General features: G+C 47.3%; 16 protein-coding genes. 2 read left to right on the forward strand and 14 right to left on the reverse strand.

Going from position 1 to position 17593, the window contains the following annotated elements; genetic code table 11:
* Positions 1-61 precede the first annotated feature (61 nt).
* From ilvA to ilvG, 5 genes are read right to left on the reverse strand one after another with little or no spacing between them, the layout of a single operon-like run.
* Positions 62-1591, reverse strand: a complete 1530-nt coding sequence (gene ilvA, locus FKN88_RS15520) for a threonine ammonia-lyase, biosynthetic (protein WP_306687665.1) — start codon at positions 1589-1591, stop codon at positions 62-64.
* Positions 1592-1594: 3 nt separating this feature from the next.
* Positions 1595-3436 carry a dihydroxy-acid dehydratase gene (ilvD, locus tag FKN88_RS15525; RefSeq protein WP_154169659.1) on the reverse strand — a complete coding sequence of 614 codons (1842 nt, stop codon included), beginning with the start codon at positions 3434-3436 and terminating at the stop codon, positions 1595-1597.
* A gap of 13 nt (positions 3437-3449) precedes the next feature.
* Complete coding sequence (ilvE, locus tag FKN88_RS15530; RefSeq protein ID WP_004397593.1) at positions 3450-4391, reverse strand: branched-chain-amino-acid transaminase; 942 nt, start codon at positions 4389-4391, stop codon at positions 3450-3452.
* Between the two features lie 12 nt (positions 4392-4403).
* Positions 4404-4688: an acetolactate synthase 2 small subunit gene (gene ilvM / locus FKN88_RS15535; protein ID WP_004397591.1), complete on the reverse strand. Its 285-nt coding sequence runs from the start codon at positions 4686-4688 to the stop codon at positions 4404-4406.
* A complete protein-coding gene (gene ilvG, locus FKN88_RS15540; protein WP_154169661.1) occupies positions 4688-6334 on the reverse strand; it encodes an acetolactate synthase 2 catalytic subunit in 1647 nt (548 codons plus the stop codon). Before ilvG ends, ilvM begins: the two co-directional genes overlap by 1 nt.
* 503 nt (positions 6335-6837) lie before the next feature.
* Between ilvG and FKN88_RS15545 the strand changes: the two genes are divergently transcribed.
* Positions 6838-8361, forward strand: coding sequence for a YifB family Mg chelatase-like AAA ATPase (locus tag FKN88_RS15545; protein WP_154169663.1), 1524 nt, complete (start codon positions 6838-6840; stop codon positions 8359-8361).
* Between the two features lie 144 nt (positions 8362-8505).
* Here FKN88_RS15545 and FKN88_RS15550 read toward each other — a convergent pair whose 3' ends face one another.
* The 4 genes from FKN88_RS15550 to FKN88_RS15565 form a co-directional block, all read right to left on the reverse strand.
* On the reverse strand, positions 8506-9105 hold the full coding sequence (locus tag FKN88_RS15550; RefSeq protein WP_154169665.1) for a thiol:disulfide interchange protein DsbA/DsbL: 600 nt from the start codon (positions 9103-9105) through the stop codon (positions 8506-8508).
* A gap of 33 nt (positions 9106-9138) precedes the next feature.
* The gene (locus tag FKN88_RS15555) at positions 9139-10125 is read right to left on the reverse strand and encodes a serine/threonine protein kinase (protein ID WP_154170720.1); all 987 of its coding nucleotides are present in this window, start codon (positions 10123-10125) and stop codon (positions 9139-9141) included.
* Between the two features lie 99 nt (positions 10126-10224).
* Complete coding sequence (locus FKN88_RS15560; protein ID WP_004397581.1) at positions 10225-10494, reverse strand: YihD family protein; 270 nt, start codon at positions 10492-10494, stop codon at positions 10225-10227.
* A 222-nt stretch (positions 10495-10716) separates the two neighbouring features.
* Positions 10717-10884: a hypothetical protein gene (locus FKN88_RS15565; RefSeq protein WP_110168332.1), complete on the reverse strand. Its 168-nt coding sequence runs from the start codon at positions 10882-10884 to the stop codon at positions 10717-10719.
* Between the two features lie 282 nt (positions 10885-11166).
* Between FKN88_RS15565 and FKN88_RS15570 the strand changes: the two genes are divergently transcribed.
* Entirely contained in the window at positions 11167-11811 is a 645-nt protein-coding gene (locus FKN88_RS15570; protein WP_154169667.1) for a hemolysin III family protein, read from the forward strand.
* 24 nt (positions 11812-11835) lie between these two features.
* On the opposite strand, the gene FKN88_RS15575 is transcribed toward FKN88_RS15570, so the two are convergent.
* The 5 genes from FKN88_RS15575 to def form a co-directional block, all read right to left on the reverse strand.
* Positions 11836-13281, reverse strand: coding sequence for a TrkH family potassium uptake protein (locus FKN88_RS15575; RefSeq protein ID WP_004397575.1), 1446 nt, complete (start codon positions 13279-13281; stop codon positions 11836-11838).
* Positions 13282-13299: 18 nt separating this feature from the next.
* The gene (gene trkA, locus FKN88_RS15580) at positions 13300-14676 is read right to left on the reverse strand and encodes a Trk system potassium transporter TrkA (RefSeq protein WP_004397573.1); all 1377 of its coding nucleotides are present in this window, start codon (positions 14674-14676) and stop codon (positions 13300-13302) included.
* Between the two features lie 97 nt (positions 14677-14773).
* On the reverse strand, positions 14774-16054 hold the full coding sequence (gene rsmB, locus FKN88_RS15585) for a 16S rRNA (cytosine(967)-C(5))-methyltransferase RsmB (RefSeq protein ID WP_004397571.1): 1281 nt from the start codon (positions 16052-16054) through the stop codon (positions 14774-14776).
* 56 nt (positions 16055-16110) lie between these two features.
* The gene (gene fmt / locus FKN88_RS15590) at positions 16111-17058 is read right to left on the reverse strand and encodes a methionyl-tRNA formyltransferase (RefSeq protein WP_306687666.1); all 948 of its coding nucleotides are present in this window, start codon (positions 17056-17058) and stop codon (positions 16111-16113) included.
* Positions 17059-17076: 18 nt separating this feature from the next.
* The gene (def, locus tag FKN88_RS15595) at positions 17077-17589 is read right to left on the reverse strand and encodes a peptide deformylase (protein WP_306687669.1); all 513 of its coding nucleotides are present in this window, start codon (positions 17587-17589) and stop codon (positions 17077-17079) included.
* Positions 17590-17593: the final 4 nt, after the last annotated feature.

Raw genomic sequence — 17593 nt, forward strand, 5'->3', positions numbered from 1 at the left:
GAAGGGGATAATCGACAAAAAAATGCCAGTCATTGGACTGGCATGCTGAACTTTAACTCAGTTAAGATAGAAAAAAATGATACGCGGAATTATTGGTTTCATCTTTATATTGATAACCCAGCTCATAAAGATGAGCAGAAAAACGCGCTAAGTCGCTCTCTTCCAGTTCAAAGCCACACAGTACCCGACCATAATCCGCGCCATGATTGCGATAATTAAATAAGCTAATATTCCAATGGGTGCCTAAGGTACTCAAAAATTTGAGTAACGCTCCGGGGTATTCTGGAAACTCAAAGCTGTACAAGCGCTCTTTGAGCGGCTTCGAAGGTTTACCACCGATCATGTAACGCACATGCAGCTTAGCCATTTCATCGTCAGACAGATCAACCACCGGATAACCGCCCTGACGCAAATCATGGATAATATGCTGCAGCTCCTCTTGACCGCCTAACAAACGTACGCCAACAAAGATATTAGCCAGCTTGTCATCGTTATAGCGATAGTTGAACTCGGTGACCGCACGACCGCCAATGATATGGCAAAACTCAAAAAATGCGCCTTGCCGTTCAGGTATCGTCACCGCCAAAAGTCCTTCACGCTTTTCACCCAGCTCACAACGCTCAGAGACATAACGTAAACCATGAAAGTTAGTATTAGCACCCGATAACACCGTACCAAGCTGCTTATCCACTAACTGGTGCTGTTCAGCAAACTTCTTCAATCCAGCTAAGGCTAAGGCTCCAGAAGGCTCGGCAATCGCGCGCGTGTCTTCGAAGATATCTTTAACCGCCGAGCAGATTTCATCACTTGATACCGTAATGTGGCCATCAATGTATTGCTGGCATAAACGGAAGGTTTCATCACCAATCCGCTTCACCGCCACACCATCGGCAAACATGCTGACTTGGTCAAGTACCACAGGTTGACCGGCATCTAAAGCGGCTTTTAAACACGCTGAATCTTCTGGCTCGACGGCAATCACTTGAATATCAGGCATCAACTGCTTGATGAGTACCGCCACTCCTGCGGCTAACCCACCCCCACCCACCGGCAGAAAAATATAATCGAAATGACCATTTTGCTGCAGCATCTCCATACCAATCGTTCCTTGACCTGCAATCACCAGTGGGTGATCAAAAGGCGGCACAAAAGTATAGCCATGCTGAGCGGCTAATCGTTCCGCTTCTGCTTTCGCTTCATCAAAGTTATTGCCATGCAAAATCACCACGCCACCAAAGCCACGAACGGCTTCGACTTTAATATCTGGGGTGGTTTTGGGCATCACGATGGTGGTTTTAATGCCTAATTTAGTCCCAGATAACGCCATACCCTGCGCATGGTTACCCGCGGAGGCAGCAATCACCCCAGCGTGTTTTTGCACATCGGATAAGCTCGATACCATATTATAAGCACCGCGCAATTTAAATGAGTGCACGGGCTGACGGTCTTCTCGTTTTAACTGAACACGGTTTTGAATACGCGCCGATAGGCGCGGCATTGCTTGTAGTGGCGTCACTAACGCCACATCATAGACAGGTGCACGCAAAATTTGCCGTAAATACTCCGCGCCCGTTTGCTTACTGGCACTCATCCGCTAGCCCTCGAGTTTCGATTTATCTCGCACCGCGCCTTTATCGGCACTGGTCGCCATACTCGCGTAAGCCTTGAGTGCTAAAGAGACTTCACGCTGGCGATTCACGGGCTTCCAGCCACGCTTATCTTGCGCAGCTCGACGCTCAGCCAGCTCCGCTTCTGAAACCTGCAAGCTAATCGAACGATTCGGAATATCAATCGCAATCATATCACCGGTATTGACTAAACCAATCGTGCCACCATTAGCGGCTTCAGGAGAGACATGGCCAATCGACAAGCCAGAAGTACCACCGGAAAAGCGGCCATCGGTCAATAACGCACAAGCCTTACCAAGCCCCATCGATTTAAGATAGGTGGTTGGGTAAAGCATCTCTTGCATGCCTGGACCACCTTTCGGACCTTCGTAGCGAATCACTACCACATCACCAGCTTTAACTTGGCCACCTAAAATACCTTCTACGGCAGTATCTTGGCTTTCAAACACAATCGCCGGACCAGTAAAGGTTAGATTGTCTTCATCGACACCCGCAGTTTTCACAATACAACCGTCAAGGGCAATGTTGCCACGAAGCACCGCCAAACCACCATCTTGACTAAAGGCGTGGGCTTTACTGCGAATGCAGCCTGAGGTGCGATCATCGTCTAATCGATCCCAGCGACAAGATTGTGAAAACGCCTTGGTGGTACGAATGCCAGCAGGGCCAGCACGGAAAAAGTCGAGCACCGCTTGATCGTCAGTTTGCATGATGTCGTATTGCGCTAATTGCTGCTGCAAGGTCATCCCCAACACAGTATGGGTTTGATTATTGATCAATCCTGCGCGATCCAATTCGCCCAAAATCGCCATGACGCCTCCAGCGCGATGGACATCTTCCATATGATATTTTTGGGTCGACGGTGCTACTTTACAGAGATGCGGCACTTGGCGTGACATGCGGTCAATATCCGTCATATCAAAATCAATCTCACCCTCTTGCGCCGCCGCTAAGAGGTGTAAAACCGTATTGGTAGAACCGCCCATAGCAATATCCAGCGCCATGGCATTTTCAAACGCCGCTTTATTGGCAATATTACGTGGCAACGCCGAGTGATCGTCTTGCTCGTAGTAACGCTTGGTCAGTTCGACAATCCGCTTGCCCGCATTGATAAATAACGCTTCGCGATCAGCATGAGTCGCCAGCATCGAACCATTACCAGGCTGGGAAAGCCCTAATGCTTCGGTTAAACAGTTCATGGAGTTAGCGGTAAACATCCCTGAACAAGAGCCGCAAGTTGGACAAGCCGAGCGCTCAATTTGCTGGCTTTGCTCATCAGAGACGGTCGGGTCTGCCCCTTGAATCATCGCATCGACCAAATCAAGCTTGATAATTTGATCGGACAATTTAGTTTTACCCGCTTCCATCGGACCGCCAGAGACAAAAATCACCGGAATATTTAAGCGCAGCGCCGCCATCATCATTCCTGGGGTGATTTTGTCACAGTTCGAGATACAGACCATGGCATCGGCACAGTGCGCATTAACCATGTACTCGACAGAGTCTGCAATCAGCTCGCGTGATGGCAGTGAATACAACATGCCGCCATGGCCCATGGCGATACCATCATCCACCGCAATGGTATTAAATTCTTTGGCGATACCGCCGGCTTTTTCAATTTCACCCGCTACCAATTGCCCCATGTCTTTAAGATGCACATGGCCCGGTACAAACTGAGTAAACGAGTTGACCACCGCAATGATCGGCTTTCCAAAATCTTCTTCTTTAACTCCGGTCGCACGCCATAATGCGCGAGCGCCCGCCATATTACGACCATGAGTAGTGGTTGCTGAACGATACTTTGGCATTATCGGTTATCCCCTATGACTGCTTCTCTGAGTACACATAATCCAACCAACCCCATTTATCTTCTGTGGTACCGTTGAATAAGCCAAAGTACGCCTCTTGCATCACTTTAGTGATTGGTCCGCGTTTACCTTCACCTACCGTAATTTGATCGACACTGCGTACTGGGACAATTTCCGCTGCCGTTCCGGTCATGAAAATTTCATCCGCCAAATACAGCGCCTCACGGGCAATATTCACTTCACGCACTTCGTAGCCCATGTCTTTGGCAAGGGTCATGATCGAATCGCGGGTAATGCCAGGCAAAATGGAGCTGGTCGTTGGCGGAGTCAGCAGTACGCCATTTTTGATCACAAAGATATTTTCGCCTGCACCTTCAGATAAATAGCCATCCACGCTTAAGGCAATACCTTCGGCATAGCCATGACGACGCGCTTCACCGCCAACAAGCAGAGAGGATAAGTAGTTACCACCCGCTTTAGCAGCGGTTGGAATGGTATTCGGCGCAGCGCGATGCCAACTAGAAACCATCGCATCAACGCCATTTTCTAGTGCTTCATCGCCTAAATAAGCACCCCAAGGGAAAGCTGCGATAATCAATTCCATTTCCGTATTCACAGGTGGACAAACGCCAAGCCCGACATTGCCCACAAAACCCAACGGGCGAATGTAAGCCGAATCAAGCTTATTAATCCGCAAGGTTTCGCGCGTTGCTTCCATGATTTCGTCAATCGTATAGGGAATTGGAAAGCGATAAATTTTTGCCGAATCTTTCAGACGCTGAGCATGCTCGCGATGACGGAAAACGATTGGGCCTTTTGGTGTGTTATAGCAACGCACGCCTTCAAATACCGAGGTACCGTAATGCATTGCATGGGTCAGGACATGAACATTAGCGTTTGCCCATGGCACCATTTCACCGTTAAACCAAATGTAATCTGCTGTTTTTGTTGCCATTGCTTGCCTTCCTTATGCACAAATCTTTTGTTGTAAATTGTTGTTAGGGAGTTCGTCGAGGTTTAAAGGGGTAACGTCGACACTACGAATATCCCATAATTTTTCAATTTGGTTAACCAAAGTGCTGATCGGCCGATCGCTATCGACAATAATTTCAACACTGGCGACCTGACTAATATGGTTTTGGGTTGCCGCCACTTGTCTGATAGTAAAGCCGCGATGACGCACCACCCGCAGAACACGCTCTAATAGGACCGGTTTATCATCGGCTTTGATGTCTAATAAATATCTTTCCATTAGGTGTTCTCCAACATATCACTATTTGAGGCGCCGGGTGGTACCAACGGCCAAACATTTTCTTCTTCATCGATCAAAACATGCAATAAGTAAGCGGTTTTACTGGCAAGCATCTCTTGCAATGCTGGTTCCACTTGCTCTTTTTTGGTGATGGTCTTACCTGGGATACCGAAGGCTTGGGCCAGCATCACGAAGTCTGGGTTGTCATCCAAAATCGTTTCACTATGACGACCATCAAAAAACAGCGATTGCCATTGACGGACCATGCCTAAACGTTGGTTATCGAGTAACACCATTTTCACTGGGATTTGACGCCGCTTGAGCGTGCCGAGCTCCTGAACATTCATCATGAAAGAGCCATCACCAGAGATCAGGATAGATTGGTCGTCTGGACGAGCCACCGCTGCGCCCATTGACGCGGGTAGTCCAAAACCCATCGTGCCAAGGCCAGCCGAAGTAATGAAGTTTTGTGGCGCTCGGGGCTGAATATGCTGCGCTGCCCACATTTGATGCTGACCGACATCGGTGGAAACCATCGCACTATCAGGCATCATATCGGAGAGTTGCTTCAGTAGCAGTGGCGCAAAAATCAGCTCGCCGGGATGGTCATAACGCCAAGTAAAATCGCAGCGTAAACTTTCACTGTAATCAGCCCATGATGAAATATCATGGTTTAACTCCAGTTGTGGAAGAATGCGATTAATATCGCCACGTAAAGCGGCATTAGCTCGGCGTAATTTATTAAATTCAGCGGCGTCAATATCGATATGAATAACTTTCGCATGCGGTGCAAAAGTATCTAGCTTGCCGGTGACTCGGTCATCAAAACGCGCGCCAACCACAATCAATAAATCACTCTCTTGAACAACTAAGTTGGCGGCTTTGGTACCATGCATACCCAACATACCCAGATAATGCGGGTCATGCCGTTCTATCGTACCGAGCCCTTTTAAGGTACTCACTGAAGGCATAGGATTTAAACGCAAGAACTCACGCACTGTTGCTGTGGCTTTCGCCAATTGCACGCCACCACCCACATACAACACTGGACGCTGACTGGCCGACAATAGCTGCTGCGCTGCTTGCAATTGCTCAGGGCAAGCTTCCGGCATCGCTGGTGGTGTGAACACAGGAAACTCTGAACTTGGCGCTTGGGCTAACTGAACATCTTTCGCGATATCAACGATAACCGGACCTGGACGACCGGTTTTCGCCACCTCAAACGCTTCAGCCAGTGTCGCAGCCAATTCACCAATATCGGTCACCAGATAGCTGTGCTTGGTACAAGAGAGCGACATCCCTATCACATCCATCTCTTGGAAAGCGTCGGTACCTATGTGTGAGCTTGCTACTTGACCTGTGATCGCTACTAGAGGAACCGAATCCAGAAATGCATCCGCAAGGCCAGTGACTAAATTGGTCGCTCCAGGTCCCGAGGTTGCCATACAGACCGCCACGCTTTGGGTTGAGCGAGCCATACCAATCGCCGCCATCGCCGCCCCTTGCTCGTGGCGACAAAGGATATGCTCCACTCCGCCATCATACAGCGCATCATAAATAGGCATGATGGCACCACCAGGGTAACCAAAAACGGTTTTGATGCCCTGTTGCTGTAAGGCGGCAACGACAAGTTGTGCTCCCGTCATTGTACCCCTCCTAAAGCGCGCCTTGCGCCGTTAACATTGTTGTGTTTGCACTTCATGTGCCGCTCCCATTCTTCCTGTCCATATCTGGTTGGATAATCACCGATCAGATTGCACGATGTCGTTAGATAGTTGAAAAAAAACCCCCGAACTTCTCAGTGCGGGGGTCTTTTTAAATTTGTGTGTTATTTTGCGCCCACAAGCCCCCGCGCCGTCATAATAATGACCACGATCAGCAGGTTAATTAGTGCGTTAATGCGAGCGTTAAAATTCATAATAATCGTTCTATATGTTGCCGTACTGAGTACGTAATTGTTTGCGGTTCTAGTGGTAACACACATATCTGTTACATGACAAGCAAAAACTGATTATTTTTTCACACTCTCTTAAGCTTATTTGTGCGTCTTCTATCGAAATATCACCATTTTTATCCTCAGAACGCTGATTCTTCGCACGTTATTCAGGCACATTGCCAGTAGAAGTCAACCTAACGATAAAGGGAAAAAATGGGCCTTGCGATTATTCATAGCCGAGCCAGTATTGGCGTCCAAGCACCAGAAGTCACTGTCGAAGTACACATCAGTAACGGCATGCCCGGCTTCACCTTAGTCGGCCTCCCCGAAACCACGGTGAAAGAATCCAAAGACCGAGTGCGCAGTGCGATCATTAACTCACGCTTCGAGTTTCCCGCTAAACGAATTACCGTTAACTTAGCACCTGCCGATCTCCCCAAAGAGGGAGGACGGTTTGATTTACCCATCGCTCTGGGGATTTTAGCTGCGTCTGAACAAATACCTCACACTCATTTAGCCGCTTATGAGTTTATTGGTGAGCTGGCATTGTCGGGAGAAATCAGGCGCGTTAAGGGGGTTTTGCCCGCGGCATTGGCAGCGAATCATGCTCAACGCAGTTTGGTCGTACCGCAAGATAACGGTGATCAAGCGGCGTTAGTCGGTGAAAGCAACCATAAATCCGCACAAAACCTGTTAGAAGTTTGCGCGGATTTATGTGGTCAAAAGAACTTAACGCTCTTTCAAAGCGAACCGATTGTACAACCACCCGATCACTCTCGAGATCTACAAGATATTATTGGTCAACAACAAGGAAAACGAGCACTGGAAATTGCCGCAGCAGGGAATCATAACTTGCTATTTCTTGGCCCTCCGGGGACCGGGAAAACCATGCTCGCATCGCGGCTGTGTGATTTACTACCAGAAATGAGTGAAGAGGAGGCGATGGAAACCGCTTCTGTCGCCTCGCTGACCCAGCAGGAGATCAATCAATACAACTGGAAACGTCGTCCTTTTCGGTCACCACACCACTCAAGCTCGATGGCAGCCTTAGTTGGTGGCGGAACGATTCCACGGCCAGGAGAAATCTCATTAGCCCATAACGGCCTATTGTTTCTCGACGAAATGCCTGAATTTGAACGAAAAGTGCTTGATTCACTCCGCGAGCCCCTTGAATCAGGAGAGATTATTATTTCACGCGCCCAAGGTAAAACTCGCTTTCCGGCACGCTTTCAACTGGTGGGTGCACTCAATCCTAGCCCTACTGGCTATTATGAGGGCAACCAAGCAAGGGTTAACCCGCAAGTGATCCTGCGCTATTTAAGTCGACTTTCTGGCCCTTTGCTAGACCGATTTGATATGTCGATTGAAATTCCTGCGCTACCAAAAGGGACGTTATCTCAAGGCGGTGATCGAGGAGAAACAACGGAGGTGGTACGGCAACGAGTACAGATAGCGCGCGAACGAATGCTGGCGCGCAGTGGTAAGGTTAACGGGCTGCTGCAAAGTCGTGAGATTGATATTTTTTGCCCATTAGCTCGTTCGGATGCAGAGTTCTTAGAAGCGGCATTGCATCGCTTAGGCTTATCCGTCCGCGCTTATCACCGGATCATTAAAGTGGCACGGACTATCGCAGATTTAGAAGGCGTAGCCGATATTCAGCGGTCACATCTGGCGGAAGCGCTCGGCTATCGAGCAATGGATAGACTACTCAAACAATTGGTTGCGCAGGCTGTTTGACCATGACTCAATAATCGGAAAATATGGCTAAATGACACCGTTGGGTTGTGTATAAAAAAATCATGCATGGCTCTTCAGCAATGCATGATTCGCTTGACCAACAACAATGTGAGATGCCTGAAAAATTACTGCGTTAACAAATAATTACTGCGTTAACAAAAAGTTGACTAGCTCAAAATACTCATCAACGGTTTTGATGCCCTGAGCTTGCACTAGGTAACGGTTGTTCACCACCACCGCAGGTACACCAGTTAAACCGCTATCTTGGAACTGTTTATCAAAACGACGTACCATCGAATCGACCGCAAAACCATTGAACGCAGCATCAAACTTTGCGCCATCGATCCCTTCATCGGTGAATATTTGACGTAACTCTTGATCGTTTTTCGGTGCTTTACGTTGATTATGAATACGATTAAACATCACTGGCAACATTTGCTCTTCAACGTTTAAAGCCAGCATCGTCGCGTACGCTTTACTCATTGATTTGCCCATATTACCGCCCATGAAGGAGACGTGATTTTTTTGTAATCGAACCTCTGCTGGCAACTGTTCTTTAAGCTGTTTAATGATCGGCTCAAACGAATAGCAATGCGGGCAGTAAAACGAAAAGTATTCACTGACACTAGGCTGGCTAGCCTTGGGTAAATCAAGCACTTTGTAGTGCACTCCCTCTTTAAACTGAGCGGCATGAGCCGAAAGACTTAAGATTAGGGTTGCAACCAGTGCAAACAGCTTTTTCATGATTAAACTCCATTATTCCTTTGATGAGGCAAGTTACCAATTTGGCATCAGTGATAGAGACGGTTCTTCTAAGGCAGATAACTGCTCTTTAAACGCAAGCACTTGACCTTCCCAATATTTTGGATCATTGAACCATGGGAAAGCGAGTGGAAACGCCGGATCATGCCAGCGTTTGGCCAACCAGGCCATATAATGCACCATGCGTAGACCACGCAATGGCTCAATAAGTTTCAATTGCTGGGGATTAAAATCACAAAACTCTTGATAACCTTCCAGCAAAATATCCAACTGAACAAGCTTATCCTGCCGATCGCCACTAAGCAGCATCCATAAATCTTGCACCGCAGGCCCATTACGCGCGTCATCTAAATCGACAAACATTGGCCCATCTCGCCATAAAATATTGCCGGGATGGCAATCACCATGCAGGCGAATGGGGCTCAGTGTGGGTTGCCAATATTGCTCGATACGCTCTATTAACAAATTGAGATCATTAAAAAAAGCATTTTGTAAATGTGATGGAATAAACGAAGCTTGTTCTAAGACTCGTTTCGGTTGATATAAATACTCTTCTAAACCTAAGCTCGGGCGATGAATAAAGGTTTTACTGCCCCCTATTTTATGGATTCGCCCTAAAAAACGTCCCACCCACTCTAGCTGCTGCGGATTATCCACTTCAAACTGGCGTCCTCCCATGCTAGTAAACAGCGCAAAATAGTAACCTTGATAGTAATGTAAGCTGTTGCCATTGATCACTAAAGGGGGCGCTAATGGGATTTCTGCCGCAGCGAGTTCTAAAGCGAAATCGTGCTCCTCTTGGATTTGCTGCTCCGTCCAACGTTGTGGTCGATAGAACTTAACGACAAAACGTCGACTCTCTTCGTCAGTAAATTGATAGACTCGGTTTTCATAGCTATTGAGGGCTAAAAAACCTGATTCAGCACGCACGCCGATGCTTTCTAGTGCGTACCAAATTAAATCCGGAGTCAGTGCATCGAAATGAAAAGTCGCTTGCGTCATTGCATAAAGGAGATCATTACTGAGCTCCTTGCCATAGTGAGATCGTGTCAATCAGCTTATACCCAGGAAGAACCAAGGCATCGTTCGCTAATCCTTCGTTTATTCAGGCAAGATACCACGCGCACGTAGGATCGCCGTTTTAAAATCATCTTCGTAGTCTTTTTTAAGGCCTGGGATCACTTCATCTTTACTGCTATTACGCATTTTCAAATGATAAATCAGTACATCATCGGTTAACTCACTCAGATTACCTTGGTAACCAGCCTCTTGAGCTAATAATCCAATAAACTGGACCAAATTCAATTCAGATTGCTTGTGCCATTCTGGCTCTAATAAGGCTAATAACTCTTCAACGCGATGGCATTTCATGCTCGTCTCCATATGGTTATGATGGTTTTTCACTAAAGGTAGCAAATTGCCTTCTGGCAAACAATCCAAAGGGGAAGGGTAAGCGAGTTAATCGGAGAGATAGCACCATCGGCGCAAGGTCAGTAGCCATGATGCCATCGATGAAAAAAAACCGTGGCGAGCGACAAAAAAGGGAGCGCAACAGACAAAAAAAAGCGCAGAAAATAAGCTGCGCTTTTTAACTTAAGCGGCCTGGACCACTTTTGTTTCATTCGATGCGATAAACGCACGTTGTTCGACAAGAGTCGGTGCAGACGCGATTTTTTTTGCAACCAATGCAGTAGTAAAACCACTACGACGGCGCATTGCACTACGGTTAGTGTGCGAAAACCTGACAGCTGTTGGGCGCATTAACTTACCTAACGGTCAGGCATATCCATTGCCAATGGTATAGCCTAAATAATTATGAGTTAATCTTTATCCAATAATGGCTAAAAAGTGGCTCATTCTGGCAGTGCCAATCCAAATAATTATTTAGGGATGACGATATGTTTGCATATCAATAATAGATTAGCACCAACTCAACCATTGATCGATAGTTAACCAACATTTTTACTAACAAAAAACCAACTTACACGTGTACGCTTAATGTGCGATAATCGAATAATAAATACATTAATGGGTAAAGAGACCATGGCAACAGATACTTATCCTTATAAAGAAGAGATCGCCAACACCATCAGCCACGCGATTGGCCTATTGATGGGGGTTATTGGTTTGATTCTATTGCTCAATAAGGCTCTGGCTTATGAAGCCGATCCGCTAACCATTACCAGTATGGCTCTGTATGGTAGTAGCATGATTGTGCTGTTTCTTGCCTCTACCTTGTACCATGCGGTTTCTGATCAAAAAATCAAACAGGGGTTGAAAGTTTTTGACCACTGCGCGATTTATCTGTTGATCGCTGGCAGTTATACACCTTTTTTATTGGTCAGCTTACGTACGCCTTTAGCGATAGGTTTAATGGTGATCATTTGGTCGATTGCGCTGGCGGGGATCATCATGAAAATCGCGTTCATGCAGCGCTTTAAACGCTTTTCGCTGTTTAGCTATTTGAGCATGGGCTGGTTATCGTTGATCGTGATTTATCAACTAACCGCTAATTTACCTTTAGGGGGCTTATTGCTGTTGGCATTAGGCGGGTTGATTTATTCATTGGGCGTTATTTTTTATGTTGCTAAGCGCATCCCTTACCATCATGCGATTTGGCATGTGTTTGTTTTGGTCGGCTGCGCTTGCCACTTTTTAGCGATTTATTTTTATGTGCCAGCATCATAAACACACAGCGAAGGATAGACTCCTCTACCGTCGCCAAAAAGCGGGAAAAAATAGCACTAAAATCGTCAATATTTCCAATCGCCCCATCAGCATACCAATACTGAGCAGCCACTTCGCTGCATCGGGTAACGGGGCAAAATTGCCACTTGGGCCAATCACATTGCCCATACCTGGACCCACATTCGCGACGGCCGTGATCGCTCCAGAAATACTGGTTACGGCATCCAACCCCATCGCCGATAACGCACCAGCAAGCAAAATAATGGTAATAAAAAATGCCAAACCAAAGGCGACGACGGAACGCACAATATCTTCATTAACCGGCCGCTGATTATAGCGCTGCACAAACACACCCGACGGATGAACCAGTTTCAGCATTTGTTTATTGAGCAAGGCAAAGCCGATTTGAAAACGAAAGACTTTTATCCCACCGGAGGTGGATCCGGAGCACGCCCCGGAGACCATCAAAAAAGCGAATAACGTCGCAGGGAAGGCCCCCCACGCCGTAAAATCATCCAGTCCAAATCCTGTGGTGGTCACTACCGAGACAATATTGAACATCGCCACGCGCAGTGCATCTAATAACGAGTAGCCATTATGTATGGTTAGCCATAGCGCAATCACTAAACTGGTGATCATAAATAATAGGAAAAAGCCGCGTACTTGGGCATCTTGAATGACCGTTTGCAGGCTACGCTTACGAAGGGCGGCAATAAATAATAGGAAAGGCAACCCACCCAAAAACATAAACACAATCGCTACCCAGTGAGCACCATGAGAGAAATGGTTCATTGAGCCATCAGAGGTTGAATAACCTCCGGTCGATAAAGTCGTGAACGCATGATTAATAGCATCAAACCATCCCATGCCCGTCAATAAGTAGCTGAGGATACACAGCCCGGTTAACACCAAGTAAACCCCGACAATATTTTTCGCTACCGTTTTAGCGCGGGGACTGCTTTTATCGGACCAATCGGATGATTCAGTCTGGAACAGACGCATCCCGCCAACGTTAAGCATTGGCAATACCGCCACCGCCATGACGATAAAACCAACGCCGCCTAGCCATTGTAAAATAGAGCGCCAGAGTAGAATGCTCGGGGCCATAGAATCCAAGCCACTGAGCACCGTAGAACCCGTGGTAGTGAGACCTGACATGGTTTCAAAATAAGCGTCGGTAAAGCTGATGTGGTTGATGAACACAAACGGTAATGCCGCAAAGGCACTGGCAATCGTCCAAACCAAACTGGTGATCAAAAACATATCTCGGGCATTCAGACGAAATACAGCGGAGCGGCCAATACTCAAACAAGCAAACGACGCAAGATGGGTGATCACTAGCGCTTGCGCAAAATCGATAAACCCTTCAGTGCCAGTAAAAAAGGCCACCAATGTCGGGACATACATAAATAGCGCTAGCTTTGACAGCACCAGCCCTACCACGAATAAAATCGGGCGTATATTCAACATAACGCCAAATACCTATAACTATAAAAAGAAAGGGCTTGGCTGGAATAAGCTTTCCACGTCAGGCACGTATTTTTTATCGACCAAGAACATCACCACGTGATCATCTTGTTCAATCACGGTGCGATCATGGGCAATCAGCACTTCTTCACCACGGACAATCGCTCCAATGGTCGTCCCCGGTGGCAAGCGTATTTCTCCCACCGTGCGTCCGACCACTTTAGAGGTGGTTTCATCACCGTGAGCAATCGCTTCAATCGCTTCTGCTGCGCCGCGCCGTAATGAAGAGACATTAACAATGTCCGCACGACGCACATGAGTCAATAACGCCGAGATGGTCGCTTGTTGAGGCGAGATCGCCACATCAATCACGCCTCCTTGCACTAAATCGACGTAAGCGCCACGCTGAATCAACACCATGACTTTTTTCGCGCCCATGCGTTTTGCTAGCATGGCGGACATAATATTGGTTTCATCTTCGTTGGTTAGGGCAATAAATACATCCACTTGATCGATATTTTCTTCCGACAATAGCTCTTGGTCCGCCGCATCGCCACAAAATACAATCGTGTTTTCGAGCTCTTCAGACAGTTGCTCCGCCCGTTGATAATTACGCTCGATAAGTTTCACGCTATAGGTATGTTCTAAACGTTTGGCTAGACTCGCGCCAATATTACCGCCACCAACAATCATGATCCGTCGATACGGTTTTTCTAACCGTTGTAGCTCACTCATGACTGCACGAATGTGGTTGCTCGCAGCGACGAAAAAAACTTCATCGTCAGCTTCAATGATCGTCGTACCTTGCGGTCGAATCGGTCTACCTTGTCTAAAAATCGCCGCCACACGAGTATCAATATGTGGCATATGCTCGCGTAATGCCGATAATGCATTGCCCACTAACGGGCCGCCATAATAGGCTTTTACCGCCACTAAGCTGACTTTTTCTTCGGCAAAACTGACTACCTGCAACGCACCGGGATACTGAACTAAACGCTCAATATAACTGGTTACCAGCTCTTCTGGAGCGATCAGATGATCAACAGGCACCGCGCCCGATTGAAACAGTGCCTCTTTTTCTAACAAGTACTCAGGAGAACGAATTCGCGCCACTCGATTTGGGGTGTTAAATAAAGTAAATGCGACTTGGCAGGCAGCCATATTCGTTTCATCTGTATTGGTCACGGCCACTAACATATCGGCATCTTGTGCACCCGCTTCACGTAGCACACTCGGATGGCTAGCATGGCCATTAATCACTCGCAAATCGTATTTATCTTGTAATTCACGCAACCGTTCGGGATTACGGTCAACAACGGTAATATCATTATTTTCGCCGACCAAGTTTTCTGCTAGCGTGCCACCCACTTGTCCAGCACCAAGAATGATGATTTTCATACCCTACTCTCTTGTCTTCACGTAATCCAACGGATGATAAAAATTAAGCGCTAATTGTATTAATTAACGCTCAACAGCCGCTAGCCTCTATCTATGACTAGGCTTGCTTGCGCAACACCGCATAGTAGAAGCCGTCCATGTCCTGCTCACCAGGCAAAATTTGTCTGCCCGGCTGCTCGGGATCAGAGTCGATCAGCTGTGCCTTAGGCGTTCGCGCCAAGAAAGCTTTGATTTGCTGGCTGTTTTCTTGCGGAGTAATTGAGCACGTTGCGTAGACTAAAGTGCCGCCGATTTTAAGTTGCTTCCACATCGCATCGAGAATTTCACTCTGTAGCTCAGCTAAAGCCTCAATATCACTGGCGCGGCGTAACCATTTAATATCCGGATGACGACGAATCACTCCCGTTGCCGAACAAGGCGCATCGAGCAAGATACGATCAAACTGCTCACCTTGCCACCACTCTTCTGGGTAGCGTGCATCGCCGCAAATCACATCCGCGCGCAGTTGCAGACGTTCTAAATTATCGTAGACTCGCTCCAAACGTGCCGCATCGCTGTCGATCGCCACTACTTCAGTATCTTGAGTATGCTCTAAAATATGCGCTGTTTTTCCGCCCGGTGCCGCGCAGCAATCTAAAATCAGCTCACCATCTTGCGGTTGTAAATAATCTATTGCTAACTGAGCGGCGGCATCTTGCACTGACACCCAACCACGATCAAAACCGGGCAATAAAGTAACATCACACGGACTCGCGAGCTTAATCGCGTCTGCCGCCTGTGGATGTACGGTGTATTCGATCTGCTCATTATCGAGCAGTGCAAGGTATGCTTCACGGCTATGATGCTGGCGATTAACCCGCAGCCACATCGGTGCTTTACTATTGTTGGCTTCAATGATGGTTTGCCATTGCTGAGGATAAGCCTCTTGCAGTAGTTTCAATAACCAACTTGGGTGCGCATATAATCCTGCATTATGGCTAACAGCAAAAGCATCAAGGGCTTCTTGATCGCGTAAATAGCTGCGCAGTACGGCATTGATCAGACCACTTAAACTTGGACCACGCAAAGTTTTGGTGGCTTCCACCGTTTCCGCCACTGCGGCATGGGAAGGAATACGCATATAGCTCAACTGATACAAACCGACTAAGATCAGATGATGAAAGACGCGCTTTTTACCTTTTAATGGATTATCCATTAACTGGCCGGCTATCGACTCTAAACGAGGCAAATAACGTAATGCCCCGTAGCAAATCTCTTGTAATAAAGCATGATCGCGGGGACGGATGGTTTTTTGCGCCGCAGGCAAAGCGTGTGACAGAGAGTGACCTTTATCGACCACTTGGAATAAAACATTGGCCGCAGCTGCGCGAACATTCATGAGTAATACCACATTAAAAAGAAAATCAATTAGGGCATCTCTGCCCTCGTAAAGGTTTAGCTAAGTTGGATGCCCACCGCAAACCAACTGGCGCGAGCATTAAGAATATCTTGTACTGGCATGGCTTTTTTACCCGGCACTTGGATTTGCTCTAGCACTAACACACCACGGCCTGTCGCCACATAAATGCCCGATTTATCCGCTTGAATAATGGTACCGGGGGCATGAGTAGACTCGCGCTCATCGACACGGCTTTGCCAGACTTTAATCGTGTTATCAGCGACATCAAAATGGCTGATTGGCCAAGGGTTAAAGGCTCGCACACAACGCTCAATGAACGTCGCCTCTTGTGTCCAATCGATTTTCGCTTCTTCTTTACTCAGCTTCTGGGCGTAATTTGCCAAAGCATCGTCTTGCTTTTCTGGGCTAAGTTGGCCTAAAGCTAATTTATCAAGGCAAGCAACCAAAGCCTGTGGGCCAAGCTCAGCTAATTTGTCATACATTGAAGCGCTGGTATCACTGGCTTCTATCGGTAAGCGAACGATACTCAGCATATCACCGGTATCTAAACCAACATCCATCTGCATGATGGTGACGCCAGTTTCACTGTCACCGGCCCAAATCGAGCGCTGAATCGGCGCTGCGCCACGCCAGCGAGGTAAAATTGAGCCATGAACATTAATACAACCCAATTTAGGGATATCAAGCACAGCTTTCGGTAATAACAAACTGTAAGCCACCACTACCATCACATCGGCATTAAGATCAGCCAAGGTCTGTTTTGCTTCGTCGCTTTTGAAATTCTCTGGCTGATACACAGGGATATTTTGCTCAAGCGCCATCTGTTTAACTGGGCTGGCGGTGAGTTTTTTACCGCGTCCGGCAGGTCGATCGGGCGGAGTATAAACCGCGATAACCTCATGCTCCGAAGACAACAACGCCGCCAAGTGACGGGCGGCGAAATCCGGAGTTCCTGCAAACACAATACGTAATGATTGGTTCACGCTGACCTCTCTATTGCATTAATTTCGTTTCTCGTTGAAACGCTTAATCTTTTCTAACTTCTCTTTGATACGCTTACGCTTTAATGGCGATAAGTAATCAACAAATAGCTTACCTTCTAAGTGGTCCAGCTCATGCTGAACGCAGATAGCCAATAAATCATCAGCCTCAAAGGTATACTCTTCGCCATCGCGATTAAGCGCTTTTACAGTCACCTCAGCAGCACGAGGCACTAAAGCTCGCGATCCAGGCACCGATAAGCAACCTTCTTCGATACCATCTTCACCGCGCTTTTCAATAATTTGCGGGTTAATTAGCACCATGGGTTGATCTCGGCTATCCGAAACATCAATCACCACAATACGTTGATGAATATCGACTTGAGTCGCAGCAAGCCCGATACCCTCTTCGTCGTACATGGTTTCTAGCATGTCATCAACGATTTTTTGGATCTCTGGCGTGATCTTTTCAACCGGCTTGGCAACGGTGCGAAGACGATCATCAGGGAATGTTAATACTTGTAATACAGACATATAC

Origin of the sequence: Vibrio sp. 2017_1457_13, assembly GCF_030851525.1 — a bacterium.
In the GTDB taxonomy this organism is placed as follows: domain Bacteria; phylum Pseudomonadota; class Gammaproteobacteria; order Enterobacterales; family Vibrionaceae; genus Vibrio; species Vibrio metschnikovii.

Bases quoted from the DNA above. Each gene is read 5' to 3' on its own strand.
- rsmB (WP_004397571.1), bottom strand. From the start codon at position 16,054: ATGAATGTTCGCGCAGCTGCGGCCAATGTTTTATTCCAAGTGGTCGAT.
- ilvG (WP_154169661.1), bottom strand. From the start codon at position 6,334: ATGACGGGAGCACAACTTGTCGTTGCCGCCTTACAGCAACAGGGCATC.
- ilvE (WP_004397593.1), bottom strand. From the start codon at position 4,391: ATGGCAACAAAAACAGCAGATTACATTTGGTTTAACGGTGAAATGGTG.
- ilvM (WP_004397591.1), bottom strand. From the start codon at position 4,688: ATGGAAAGATATTTATTAGACATCAAAGCCGATGATAAACCGGTCCTA.
- trkA (WP_004397573.1), bottom strand. From the start codon at position 14,676: ATGAAAATCATCATTCTTGGTGCTGGACAAGTGGGTGGCACGCTAGCA.
- FKN88_RS15545 (WP_154169663.1), top strand. From the start codon at position 6,838: ATGGGCCTTGCGATTATTCATAGCCGAGCCAGTATTGGCGTCCAAGCA.
- FKN88_RS15570 (WP_154169667.1), top strand. From the start codon at position 11,167: ATGGCAACAGATACTTATCCTTATAAAGAAGAGATCGCCAACACCATC.
- ilvA (WP_306687665.1), bottom strand. From the start codon at position 1,591: ATGAGTGCCAGTAAGCAAACGGGCGCGGAGTATTTACGGCAAATTTTG.
- FKN88_RS15575 (WP_004397575.1), bottom strand. From the start codon at position 13,281: ATGTTGAATATACGCCCGATTTTATTCGTGGTAGGGCTGGTGCTGTCA.
- FKN88_RS15555 (WP_154170720.1), bottom strand. From the start codon at position 10,125: ATGACGCAAGCGACTTTTCATTTCGATGCACTGACTCCGGATTTAATT.
- FKN88_RS15560 (WP_004397581.1), bottom strand. From the start codon at position 10,494: ATGAAATGCCATCGCGTTGAAGAGTTATTAGCCTTATTAGAGCCAGAA.
- FKN88_RS15565 (WP_110168332.1), bottom strand. From the start codon at position 10,884: ATGCGCCCAACAGCTGTCAGGTTTTCGCACACTAACCGTAGTGCAATG.
- ilvD (WP_154169659.1), bottom strand. From the start codon at position 3,436: ATGCCAAAGTATCGTTCAGCAACCACTACTCATGGTCGTAATATGGCG.
- FKN88_RS15550 (WP_154169665.1), bottom strand. From the start codon at position 9,105: ATGAAAAAGCTGTTTGCACTGGTTGCAACCCTAATCTTAAGTCTTTCG.
- def (WP_306687669.1), bottom strand. From the start codon at position 17,589: ATGTCTGTATTACAAGTATTAACATTCCCTGATGATCGTCTTCGCACC.